We start from the raw sequence: 12,444 nt of genomic DNA, 5'->3' as shown, positions 1-12,444 counted from the left end.
CGGCCTCTGGTAATTATTAGTGATGCGGTTCAGATAAGCATACGGGAAGAAGCGGGCGGCTTGCCGGTTATTTATGCAGGCCGCACTCTTTGCTGTCTTTATTTTCCCACCACCAACGTCCGGCGCGGATGTTTTCGCCGAGTTTTACCGGTCGGGTGCACGGTTCGCAGCCTATGCTGGGATAGCCTTGCCGGTACAGGGCGTTGAGCGGTACGCCGTATCGGTGCGCGTATGCCCACACGTCGGCCTCTTCCCAATCGAAAATCGGATTGAACTTGGCGATGTTGCGGGCGGTGTCGCGTTCTTCAAATTCCAAGCCGCTGCGGGTGTCGGACTGACTACGCCGTTGCCCGGTCAGCCATGCCGGTGCGCGGCATAGGGCGCGGTTGAGCGGTTCGATTTTGCGGATGTGGCAGCATCGGCGGCGCAGTTCCACGCTTTCATACATGGCCGCACTGCCGAATTGCCGTTCAAAGTCGGCAGCGGATTCGGGGGCAGGGCGGTACACTTCGATTTCAAACGGGTAGCGGGCATTGGTTTCTGTAATCAATGCAACGGTTTCGGCGTTGAGTTTGCCGGTATCGAGGGTGATGATGCGCAGCGACAGTTTCAGACGGCCTATCCGGTCGGCAACAACCATGTCTTCCACCGCCAAACTGGAGGCGAAAACGGCATGCGGATAGCGGTCGGCGATATGTTGCAGACGTTGGTTTAGCGCGGTTTCCAGTGTTTTCAGACGGCCCGAAGCGGCTGCGGCGGCAGGGGGAATCTGCCAGAGTTTGGGGGCGTATAACGACATGGCGGAGGTTCCTCGGGGTGGGTTTGCCGTATTTTCCGCCGTCCGCCGCGGTTGCGGAAAGAATGGTTTTTTATTTGGTTATAACCAAAGTACGGAGAGGCCGTCTGAAAAATTTTTTTCAGACGGCCTCGGGTGTCGGGCGAAAGGTTAATCCGCTTTGCCTTTGCGCAGCGTTTCCAGTTCGTCCAAAAGTTGCAGAATCAGTGCGGTGGCAGGCACGCTGGCTTCGAAATCGCGGCTGATGCGGCGGGCGCGTCGGATGCGGGCGAGTTGGAAGCCGCTGAAGCTGGCTTGTTGCGGGCTGCCGCTCACGGAGATGATTTCTTCTTCAATCACGCTTACCACCCAATCGGCATCGTTGCCGCAGGCATCTACGATTTCGTTGAAAGTCAGTTGTATGTCTTGATCTTGGTTCATGGCTTATCCTTTCGCGCCGTAGTGTTCGGCCAGTTGCTGCCATGCGGCTTTGTCGGCTTCGCTGTCGGCACGCGGCAGAACGATGTTGATGGTCAGATACAGGTCGCCGGCTTCTTTGGCGGGAATGCCTTTACCTTTCAGGCGCAGGTTTTGACCGGTGCGGCTGTTGGCGGGAATGTTGACGTTCAGACGGCCTGCGGGGGTGTCGGCTTCGATTTTGCCACCGACGGCCGCCGTCCACGGCATTACGTCGATGCGCCGGTAAACGTCTTTGCAGTCTTTCACATACAGGGTGTCGGATTCGCGGAAGCGCACTTTCAAATATAAATCGCCGTTGCCGCCGCCGTTGAATCCGGGCAGCCCTTGCCCGCGCAGGCGGATTTGCTGACCTTCGCCGATGCCTTTGGGGATTTTGACGTGTAGGGTTTTACGTTCGTAAGCCATTCGGCCGTCGGCGGTGAGGGTGGGCATGTCGAGGCTGAGGCTACGTTCGCCGCCTTGATAGGCGGCGGCAATGTCGATGCTCAATTCGGCGTGTTGGTCTTCGCCGCGTATCGGGCCTGCGGAGCGGGATGCGCGGCTTTGTCGGGCGTGTCCGAAAGCAGAGAAAATGTCGTCGAAGCGGAAATCGCCGCTGCCGAAAGGCTGGCCGTCGCCGAAACGGTTTTCGTCGAAACCGTAATAGCGGTAGCCGCCCTGAGCGGGATCGAAACCTTCGAAACCGTGGAAGCCTGATGCGCCGCCGTCATACTGCTGCCGTTTGAACGGGTTGGCGAGCATTTCGTCGTATTCGGCGCGTTTTTCAGGGTCTTTCAAGGTGTTGTAGGCCAGATTGATTTCACTGGTTTTCTTGTCTGCATCGGGGTCTTTGCTTACGTCGGGGTGGTATTTCCGCACCAGTTTGCGATAGGCTTTTTTGATGTCGTCGGCACTGGCATCTTTAGAGAGGCCGAGCACCTCGTAATGGGTTTTTTCGGTTGCCATATTTGCTTTCCGTTGTCGGTTTGTTAAGTGGGTTGGATGTTTGTCGCTACGGGAAAATATCCGGTTGCCGTTGCGGATACAGATATTTTCGAGGTAATGGCACAAACGGATAAATCAAGAGTCAAATCAAGGCTTTCGTTGGAGAAAAGGCCGCCTGAAAAGTTTCAGACGGCCTTTTGCATTGTTCGGGGCAAACAATCAGATTTCAAACATATTGCCCGGTTCGCCGGTGGTTCGGATCATACCGGCGGCGACGGTGTGGTTGGTGGCTTCGTCGATGAGGATGAACGCGCCTGTGGCGGGGTTTTCGGCATAAGTGGTAACACTTAACGGCTGTTGTGTTTTCAGGCTTACGCTGCCGATGTCGTTAAGGTTGAGGCTGTCTGCCGACTGCACGCGGCTGAGGGTGTGTACGTCCCACACATAAGCGATGCCGCTCACTTTTACCGCGGTGGTTTGTGTGCCTTGTTTCAACAAGTATTTGCGGCGCAGGTTGAGCGGAGTTTCGTCGAACCAGCATAAGGCCGTCTGAAAATCGCGGCTCGGCGCAACGCTGCTGTCGGCAGCCACAATGCTGTCTCCGCGGGAAATGTCGATGTCGCTGTCTAATGTAATCGTCAGCACATCGCCCGCCCGTGCGGAATCGGTTTTGCCGCCCACATGGTAAATGCCGTTGATTTTGGCGGTTTTGCCACCCGGCAGCACTTTGATTTCGTCGCCCGTTTTCAGACGGCCTGCTTCCAAACGGCCTTGGTAGCCGCGGAAGTCGTCGCTACTGCTGCCGTCTTGGCGGGCGACCCGCTGTACGGGGAAATGGGCGGGCAAGTTATCGGCGCGATTGTGGACAACGGGCAGCGATTCGAGCAGCGGCAGCAGCGGCAGGCCGTCGTACCACGGGGTGTTGCCGCTGGGGGTAACGATATTGTCGCCGTTCAGTGCGCTGATGGGGAGAAAATGGATTTGTGCGGTTAGGCCGATTTGTGCGGCCAGTTTTTGGTACGCTTTAATGATTGCCTGATATTTTGCGGCATCGAAACCGAGCAGGTCGAGCTTGTTTACCGCCACGATAATATGCGGCGTGCCCAAAAGTTTCAACACCGCACTGTGGCGTTTGGTTTGCGGCAGCAGTGTCGGTTCGCTCCCGTCGAAGTCGACGCGGGTGGCATCCACCAGCACAATCGCGGCATCGGCAGTAGACGCGCCGGTTACCATGTTGCGGGTGTATTGCTCGTGCCCCGGGGTGTCGGCAATGATGAATTTGCGTTTTGGGGTGGCGAAATAACGGTAAGCCACGTCGATGGTGATTCCTTGTTCGCGTTCGGCGGCAAGGCCGTCGGTTAGGCTTGCGAAGTCGGGCGTTTGTCCGTTTTGCGCAGCATGGTCGAGTTTGGCAAGCTGGTCGGCAAGCAGGGTTTTGCTGTCGTACAACAGGCGGCCGATTAAGGTGGACTTGCCGTCGTCAACGCTGCCGGCGGTGATGAAACGGAGAAGGGGGGCGGTGGTTGCGTTCATTGGAGTATCCTTTTTTCAGACGGCCGGAGAAGGCTTGTTGATGGCGGATACTGTAAACAGGCCGTCTGAAAAAAGGAAAGAATGGTTGGTTTTAATTTAAGATGATTTTGTTATATGAATTTGTTTTGTAAGGAAGGTTATCTTTGATTCACAGCAAAAAACGGTATTTATTTTTGTAAAGGCGGCAACGGGCAGGGTATGATGCCGAGTATCCGTTTAACAGGCTTTAACGTTTGCTAACCGGATGGATTTTGATTTCGGATTGTGCGTTTCATATCTGATATTGAGTTTGCTAAAAGGTTGTTTCATATTCTAATTTTAATATTTCAAAGGAAGGAAGTTGTCATGGCTGCGAAACTGTCTGTGTTAACCGTTTCTTTAATCGGCGTATTCCCGTTGTTGGCGGCGGAACAAGCATTGGCCAATAACCAATTCGGCGATTACGGTAAAGAAACATTATCCACTTTAATCAACCAATATGCAGGCCGATATTCGGGAACCGACAAAGAATTAAAGTCCGGCGACTATATGAAAGAGCGGATGACGTTCGGCGGGTATAACGGTGCGCCGCAGAAACAGCAATTCACTTTCAAAGCAGGCCGCGGCGTGTTGGCCGGTCAAAACGTAACCAGCAACAACATCGTGGTTACCAAGCAAGGTGTGGGCAACACAGGTAAAACCCTGTATGTGGGTGCACATTACGATACCGCAGCCACCGATAAAAGCAACGACCGCTCCAAACTGCAAGGCTTGGATGATAATTCTTCCGGTGCGGCCGTTTTAACCGAGCTGGCACGAAACCTCAGCGGTGTCGAAACCGAGCATAACCTGACCTTTATCGGTTTCGGCGCGGAAGAATACGGGCTGATCGGCTCAAAACATTTCGTCAGCCAAATGACCGATCAAGAAAAGAAAAACGCTATCGGTATGATTAACCTCGACAGTTTGATCACCGGCGATAAGATGTATGCCAACTCAGGCGACAGAGCCTATGACAAAGCCAAAAAAATGCCGGTTAAAAAATATTCCGAGCTGAGGGAGCATGCTTTGCGCATCGCAAAAGAAATGGGCATAGACTTGCAGATTAACAAAGGCGATAAAAACTTCCCCGGCACCAAAGAACCCTATAAGCCCTTCGGCGTAGGCTGCTGCAGCGACCAAGAATCTTTCGATAAAGCAGATATTCCCGTTTTGGGCTTTGAAGCGACCAACTGGGATATCGGCGATTTCGACGGCTATACCCAAACCAATAACCCGAAAATAGAAGGCGGTAAAACGTGGCACGACCAGAAAAAAGACAGCTACGAATACCTTACCAAGGCTTTCGGCAAAGAGAGAATCGACCAACGTATGCGTGATTTTTCCAAAATCATTTCCCGTTTGATTGTCGAACAAACCAATGCCGATGTTATCCAATCAATGAAAACAGCGGCTGCCGATCAGAACAGAATCAGCAGTTATTTGAAAGGATCGATCAACCAAGATACCGATGCCGTCAAATACCATGCGGACAACCTTGCCCTCAGCCCCACAGCGGCCGAGCGCGGCGCGAATTTCTGGGTAGACGGCAATTATCGCTATAACGATACGCACGACAACGAAGGAAACAACAACGTGCAGCTCGGCCTTTACGGAGAATTTGCCGTACAACCCAAATGGGCGGTAGGCGCAGGGGTGAGCCTGAAGCAAAGCCGCAATAACGACTTCATCGATAAAGACAACGCCTACGGCGTGAACGCATATTCGATCTACGGCGGCTCCGATTCCCCGTTATGGAACGTATCCGTTATCGGTTTGCACAAACACAAATTAGATTTGGAGCGTGAAGTAAAAGTGGGCGGAGGCAATACCCCCATCATCGTTCACAATAAAGAAGCAGGCAAAACCGATGCCACCGTGTTCAGCCTGAGCAACGAATTGGGCTACAACTTTATCCATCAGCCCAAAACCAAGCACGGCGCTTATCTCGGCCTGAACTACAACCGCGCGGTGGTCAACGCTTACGACAGCGGCAAAAACACTTCGAGAACGGCTCTTCACATTGATAAAACCAAAGACGACCAACTGGATTCGGAACTTGGCTATCAAATCAAGCACCAATTTACCCTTGCCAACAGACCCGTCGAATTGAAATCGCGCTTGGCTTATGTGCACGAATTCAATAACAAAGGCATCGAAAGCGTTACCGCCAAATCGTTTGCCGACGGCAAAGTAAGAGAAGGCCGCTATAAAGCCGATAACGACAAAGACTACGGTAAATTCCGCATCGGCGTGAACAGTGCCCTAACCGAAAAACTGCATGCCTATCTGCACGCGGATACCACGTTTGCCAAGAAAGACAACGACCGTTCCGTACAAGTGGGCGTGCAATATAAATTCTGATCGAAAGCAATAAATACCGGTCATATTCTCACCGGCAGACGGCTGTTTCGTCTGCCGGTTTTTGATTACGCCTTCCGGCAACACTTTAAATTTCAAAACAGCAGGTTTAAACTTCACAACCCGCAAATTTCAAAAAACAAAGGAAAAATTATGAATTGGAAAACCCTGTTTGCCGCCGCCTGCCTGACCGTGCTTGGCGGTTGCGCCGCTTCTTCCGAACCGGCTCCCGATCTGAAAAGAGTATGGATGCTCGACGAATGGCCCGGCTTTAGCCGCGAACAACTCCATCAGGCCAAAGCCGAAATGAATTTCACCGGCTTACCGAATGTATCCGCCTACATGGGCTGTAACCGCATGATGTTTGAAGCCGATATAGCAGACTCTTCTCCGACAGAGGGAAGGTTGACAATCGGCGTAATTGCCTCCACCCGGAAGCTCTGTGCCGACGGAATGGCTTTGGAGCAAGACTTCGGCAACCGTATCGGCAGCTTTACCCGCTATCGGATAGAAGGCCACCGCCTGATTTTGGAAAACGAGCAAGGCGAAACCGCAGAGTTTGTAGCTCAGGATTGAATATTTGGGATTCAGGTTAATGGTTGTTTCCGAGTGCAAGAGGCCGTCTGAAAAAAATTTTCAGACGGCCTCAGTGTTATAGACAGGCAAGTCGGTAGGGCGGGCATTTTTGCCCGTCGTGCACTTGTATGAGCTTGTTACCACTTGCCATCTTGGGTTTTTTGCTCTGCCGAGCAAACGGCGGGTAGGGATGGACGCCCTACGGTTTAATCGTGATATAAATTTTGAATTTCAGACGGCCTTTTTTCAGGTAGCCTGTTTTACTTCTCCCCCAACTTCTTCAAAACCGCTTTCACCGTCTGAATCCGTGTTTCCACATCTTCCATCACCGCGCTTACGCGTAATTTGTCCGCACCGGCCATGCGGTAGTTTTTGTTGCTTTGCATCAACAGGATAATCTGCGCGGGATCGATGTTGTGGTGTTTGCCGAAGGTAAGGGTAACGGCTTCGGCGGTGGCATCGATTGCGTCTATGCCCATTTCTTTGGCCGTCAGGCGGATGCGGTGGCTTTCGATTAGGGTTTTGACGGGTTGTTCGGGCAGGCCGAAGCGGTCGACGAGTTCTTCGTGCACGCTGTTGATTTGGCCCTCGGTTTCGCAGGTGGCGAGGCGTTTATAGAGCACTAGCCGCTCGTGGATGTCGGGGCAGTAGCTTTCGGGCAAGAGCGCGGGGCTGTGCAGTTTGATTTCGGTGGTTACGCCCAGCGGTGCGTCGAGGTCGGGCTGGCGGCCTTTTTTGAGGTCGCGCACGGCTTGTTTGAGCATTTCGGTGTAGAGAGTGAAGCCGACCTGCATCATTTCGCCGCTTTGCCCTTCTCCGAGGATTTCGCCTGCGCCGCGGATTTCCAAATCCTGCATGGCCAGCGTGAAGCCTGCGCCGAGTTCGTCGGCGGCGGAAATGGCATCGAGGCGTTTTTCGGCATCTTTGGTGATGTATTCGGGCGTGAGCAGGTAGGCGTAGGCTTGGTGGTGGCTGCGGCCGACGCGCCCGCGCAGTTGGTGCAGTTGGGCAAGGCCGAATTTGTCGGCGCGGTTGATGATGATGGTGTTGGCGTTGGGGATGTCGATGCCGGTTTCAATGATGGTGGAACACAGCAGCAGGTTGAACCGCTGTTGCAGGAAGTCGCGCATCACTTGTTCGAGTTCGCGCTCGCGCAATTGACCGTGGGCAACGCCGATGCGGGCTTCGGGCAGCAACTCTTGCAGGCGTTCGCGCATGTTTTCGATGGTTTCGACTTCGTTGTGTAAAAAGAATACTTGCCCGCCGCGTTTGAGTTCGCGCAGCACGGCTTCGCGCACGCTGGCTTCGCTGAAGGGCTTGACGAAGGTTTTAACGGCCAAACGGCGGCTGGGCGCGGTGGTGATGAGCGAGAAATCGCGCAATCCTTCGAGCGCCATGCTGAGGGTGCGCGGAATGGGGGTGGCGGTGAGGGTGAGGATATCGACATTGGCGCGCAGGCGTTTGAGCTGCTCTTTTTGGCGCACGCCGAAGCGGTGTTCTTCGTCGATGATAACTAAACCTAAGTTTTTGAATTGAATATCGTCTTGCACGAGTTTGTGCGTGCCGATAACGATATCGACCGTGCCGTCGGCCATGCCGGCGAGCGTGGCTTTGGTTTCTTTGCTGCTGTTGAAGCGGGAAAGCTGGGCGACTTTAACGGGAAAATCGGCGAAGCGGTCGCTGAAATTTTGTGCGTGTTGTTCCACCAGCAGCGTAGTAGGCGCGAGCACGGCCACTTGTTTGCCGCCCATCACGGCCACGAAGGCGGCGCGCAGGGCGACTTCGGTTTTGCCGAAGCCGACATCGCCACACACGAGCCTGTCCATCGGTTTGCCTTGGGTGAGGTCTTTGAGTACGGCGGCGATGGCGGCGGCTTGGTCTTCGGTTTCTTCGTAGCCGAAGCCGTCTGAAAAGGCTTGGTAGTCCAATTCGTTGAACTGGAATTTAAAGCCTTCTTGTGCGGCGCGTTGGGCGTAAAGATTGAGCAGTTCGGCGGCGGTGTCGCGGGCTTTTTCGGCAGCTTTGCGTTTGGCTTTGCTCCACGCGGCGGTGCCCAAGCGGTGCAGTTGCACGTTTTCATAGGCATGGCCGGAATAGCGGCTGATCAGGTGCAGCTGCGACACCGGCACATATAGCTGGGCTTCGTTGGCGTATTCGAGCAGCATCATTTCGGTGCTGCCTTCGCCCAAATCCATGCTGACCAAGCCCATATAGCGGCCGATGCCGTGCTCTTCGTGTACCACGGGGTCGCCGATGTTGATTTCGGCCAAATCGCGCAAAAGGCCGTCTGAAACTTGGGCGTGTTTCTTGCGGCGCGCGGTGCGGCTGCGGGCGACGTATTGGTAGAGATCGGATTCGGTGATGACGGCGAGGCCGGTTGTAGGCCGCGACATTTGCGCCGATTGTATTTTGTCGGATTCGGGAATCCGACCTACGGGTTCGGCCGATTCGGAAACACCGCCTGCGTTTTCAGACGGCAGCTGAAACCCGTACGCCAACTGCGTGACGGCAATACACAGCGGCGCATCGCTGTTTAAAAACGCCTGCCAGCCGTCCACGCTTTTCGGTTTCAGACCGTGCTGGGCAAAAAAGCCGAGCATGGTTTCGCGGCGGCCTGCGCTTTCGGCACACAACAGAATCCTGCCTTCAAAGGCCGTCTGAAAACCGTGCAGGGCGGCGAGCGGGGTTTCGGATTGGCGGTTCACGGCCACATCGGGCAATTGGTGCTGCTTGCCGTGAAAGTCGAGCAGGATTTGCGGATAAGGTTTCAGACGGCCTGCAAACTGGTCTTCACTGAGATACAAATGCTGTGGATGCAAAGGCGGGTAAGCATCATCGCCCTGCGCCATCGCATAACGGGTTTTCACGTCCGCCCAAAAGCGCGCAGCTTCGGCGTGCACGTCGCCGAGGCACACGACAACGGCTTCTTCGCCGATATAGTCGAACAATGTGGCGCATTCGTTTTCAAAAAACAGCGGCAGATAATATTCCACGCCCGCACCGAAATGGCCGTTGCTCACGGCTTTGTACACGGCGGCGGCGTTGTAGTCGCCCTCGATTTCTTCGCGGAAACGGCTGCGGAAGATTTTTTGCGCGTCGTCATCGGTGGGGAACTCGTGCGCGGGCAGCAGGCGGATTTCGCTTACCGGAGCAAGCGTGCGCTGGGTGTCGGGGTCGAAAGTTTTGATGCTGTCGATTTCATCGCCGAACATATCGAGGCGGTAGGGCAACTCCGCCCCCATCGGAAAAATATCCAAAATACCGCCGCGCACGGCAAATTCGCCGGCGGCAATCACGTTGGAAACATGGCTGTAACCCGCTTCAATCAAGTTTTCGCGCAACGCGTCGATATCGAGCGTTTGACCCGTTTTCAGCCAAAACGTGCGCCCGAGCAGAAACGACACCGGTGCGAGCTTCTGCATGGCGGTGGCCACCGGCACCACCAACACGTCGGCCTGCCCGTTTTTCAGCTGCCACAAAGCAGAAAGCCGCTCCGAAACTAAATCCTGATGCGGCGAAAAACGTTCGTAGGGCAGCGTTTCCCAATCGGGCAGAAACACCGCCTTATCCTGCGGGCGGAAAAACTGCCACGCGGTTTGCAGCCGCAAAGCCTGCTCCACGTCTTGCGTGAGAATGATTTTTACAGGTTGTTCAGGCAGGCATTCGGTAAGCATCAAAGGCAGGCTGCCGCGCGAAAGGCCGAGCCAGCGGGATTTTTGGGCGGGGGCGGGGATGGGATAATTCATATGGATACGGGTAGCAGTTTAGGCCGTCTGAAACATTTTCAGACGGCCTGTGTTGAAGATGCGCTTATTTTATCATGTATCCCCGTGCTCCATTTACAGGCCGTCTGAAAAAGGTTTAGCATGGAAGCATTGTTTGTTATTCAGGAGCCAATCAAATGTATCCGATTCAAGAGCCTTACAACAGCGGCTTGTTAAAAGTATCCGACATCCATCAGATTTATTGGGAAGAATCCGGCAACCCGCACGGTATTCCGGTAATTTTTCTGCACGGCGGGCCGGGAGCGGGGGCATCGCCGAAAGCACGCGGCTTTTTCAACCCCCGCAAATACCGCGTGTTGATTATCGACCAGCGCGGTTGCGGGCGTTCGCTGCCCTATGCCGAAACGCGCGAAAACACCACTTGGGATTTGGTAGCCGACATCGAAAAAGTGCGCGAAATGCTCGGCATACACAGTTGGCTGGTATTCGGCGGCTCATGGGGCAGTACGCTTTCTCTGGCTTACGCGCAAACCCATCCGGAACGTGTGCGCGGCTTGATTTTGCGCGGCATCTTCTTGGGGCGGCAGAGTGAAATCCGCTGGCTCAACGAGCAAGGCGGTGCGGAACACATCTACCCCGAACAGTGGCAGCATTATCTCGCCCCCGTGCCCGAAGCAAAGCGCGGTGCAATCGTACAGGCGTATCATGAAATGCTGTTCGGGCAAGACCGCGAACAGGCTCTGCGGGCGGCGAAAGCATGGGCGGAATGGGAAAGCTGGCTGGTGCAGTTCGACCCGCAACCGGTGGAAGAAGATGCGGAACAGGCGTTGGCGATTTCACGCATCGAAAACCATTATTTCGTCAACGGCTGCTGGCTGGAAAACGAAAAAGCGTTGCTGGCGAATATAGACAAAATCCGCCATATCCCCACCGTGATCGTGCAGGGGCGTTACGATATCTGCACACCGATGCAGAGCGCGTGGGAATTGAAGCAGGCGTTCCCCGAAGCCGATTTGCGGATTGTACAGGGCGGACATGCGGCGTTTGAGGGCGAAGTGGCCAAAGGCTTGGTGCAGGCGGCAGACGAATTTGCAGACAAGTTGGCCGTCTGAAAAGAGCGGCCCGTGTTTTCAGACGGCCTCAAACCGCAGGCTTTCAGGCCGTCTGAAATCCCGTACAATACGCCGACCGTTTTTTAAAGGAATCCGCCCCGATGAATACCGTAAAAATCAAAAACACCGTGCTGGGCGCAGGCAGCCCGAAAATCTGCGTGCCGTTGGTAGCCAAAGATTCAGACGGCCTGCAAACCGCCTTGGCAGGCTTGCAGGGCTTGGCTTTTGATGTGGTGGAATTTCGTGCGGACTTTCTCGAACGCGCGGCCGACAGCAGCTATGTCATGGAACGCCTGCGCGAAGTGCGCGCCGCCCTGCCGGATACGCCGCTGCTGTTTACCTTCCGCCGCGCCGAAGAAGGCGGCGAGTGCCCCGTGCCGCCGGAGGTTTATTTTTCGCTGGTTCAAGCGGCCATACGCTCCGGCCTGACCGACATCATCGATATCGAACTGTTTGCAGGCGAAGGCAAAGTGAAAGAAACCGTTGCGCTGGCCAAAGCCAACGGCGTGGCGGCCTTGCTGTGCAATCACGATTTCGACAAAACGCCGCCGAAAGAAGAGATAGTAGGCCGTCTGAAAACCATGCAGGATTGGGACGCGGACATCTGCAAAATCGCCGTGATGCCGCAATCCGCGGCCGACGTGCTGGTACTGCTCGATGCCACGCAAACCATGTTCAACCGATATGCGCGGCAGCCGCTGGTAACGATGGCGATGGGCAGACTGGGCGTGGTGAGCCGCTTGGCGGGCGAAACCTTCGGCTCGGCCATGACTTTCGGCTCGGCGGGAACCGCTTCCGCGCCCGGGCAGATCGGCGTGAACGATTTGCGCTTTATTTTGAATGTGTTGGCCGGGAAGTAAGCGGGTGTTTAGCAAGCATTCGGGCCGTCTGAAAAAGTTCAGACGGCCTCTTCTAGTTATTCGGTAGTAGTTATAAAGTG

9 protein-coding genes are annotated in these 12,444 nt (G+C 54.7%); 4 read left to right on the top strand and 5 right to left on the bottom strand.

Features of this window, described 5'->3' with window-relative positions; translation table 11 throughout:
* Positions 1-67: 67 nt before the first annotated feature.
* The 4 genes from EL216_RS03290 to EL216_RS03275 all read right to left on the bottom strand — a co-directional run bounded on the left by EL216_RS03290 (position 68) and on the right by EL216_RS03275 (position 3,712).
* Complete coding sequence (locus EL216_RS03290) at positions 68-799, bottom strand: phosphoadenylyl-sulfate reductase (protein ID WP_085390400.1); 732 nt, start codon at positions 797-799, stop codon at positions 68-70.
* A 147-nt stretch (positions 800-946) separates the two neighbouring features.
* The gene (locus tag EL216_RS03285; protein ID WP_085390401.1) at positions 947-1,216 is read right to left on the bottom strand and encodes a chaperone modulator CbpM; all 270 of its coding nucleotides are present in this window, start codon (positions 1,214-1,216) and stop codon (positions 947-949) included.
* A gap of 3 nt (positions 1,217-1,219) precedes the next feature.
* Complete coding sequence (locus EL216_RS03280; RefSeq protein ID WP_085390402.1) at positions 1,220-2,200, bottom strand: DnaJ C-terminal domain-containing protein; 981 nt, start codon at positions 2,198-2,200, stop codon at positions 1,220-1,222.
* Between the two features lie 198 nt (positions 2,201-2,398).
* A complete protein-coding gene (locus EL216_RS03275; protein ID WP_085390403.1) occupies positions 2,399-3,712 on the bottom strand; it encodes a sulfate adenylyltransferase subunit 1 in 1,314 nt (437 codons plus the stop codon).
* A 345-nt stretch (positions 3,713-4,057) separates the two neighbouring features.
* Here EL216_RS03275 and EL216_RS03270 point away from each other — a divergent pair, with 345 nt between their 5' ends.
* Both EL216_RS03270 and EL216_RS03265 read left to right on the top strand, forming a co-directional pair.
* Positions 4,058-6,094: a M28 family peptidase gene (locus tag EL216_RS03270; protein ID WP_085390404.1), complete on the top strand. Its 2,037-nt coding sequence runs from the start codon at positions 4,058-4,060 to the stop codon at positions 6,092-6,094.
* 150 nt (positions 6,095-6,244) lie between these two features.
* Positions 6,245-6,667 carry an META domain-containing protein gene (locus EL216_RS03265; RefSeq protein WP_085390405.1) on the top strand — a complete coding sequence of 141 codons (423 nt, stop codon included), beginning with the start codon at positions 6,245-6,247 and terminating at the stop codon, positions 6,665-6,667.
* A 260-nt stretch (positions 6,668-6,927) separates the two neighbouring features.
* Here the strand turns inward: EL216_RS03265 and mfd are convergent, their stop codons facing one another.
* Positions 6,928-10,413, bottom strand: a complete 3,486-nt coding sequence (mfd, locus tag EL216_RS03260) for a transcription-repair coupling factor (protein ID WP_085390406.1) — start codon at positions 10,411-10,413, stop codon at positions 6,928-6,930.
* A gap of 155 nt (positions 10,414-10,568) precedes the next feature.
* On the opposite strand from mfd, the gene pip reads away from it, so the two are divergent.
* A complete protein-coding gene (pip, locus tag EL216_RS03255; RefSeq protein ID WP_085390407.1) occupies positions 10,569-11,504 on the top strand; it encodes a prolyl aminopeptidase in 936 nt (311 codons plus the stop codon).
* Between the two features lie 101 nt (positions 11,505-11,605).
* Entirely contained in the window at positions 11,606-12,364 is a 759-nt protein-coding gene (gene aroD / locus EL216_RS03250; protein WP_085390408.1) for a type I 3-dehydroquinate dehydratase, read from the top strand.
* Positions 12,365-12,444 lie beyond the last annotated feature (80 nt).

Source organism: Neisseria animaloris (genome assembly GCF_900637855.1).
GTDB classification, from domain to species: domain Bacteria; phylum Pseudomonadota; class Gammaproteobacteria; order Burkholderiales; family Neisseriaceae; genus Neisseria; species Neisseria animaloris.
Note: the sequence above shows the minus strand (reverse complement) of the source record. Positions and strands in the feature narration are given on the sequence as shown.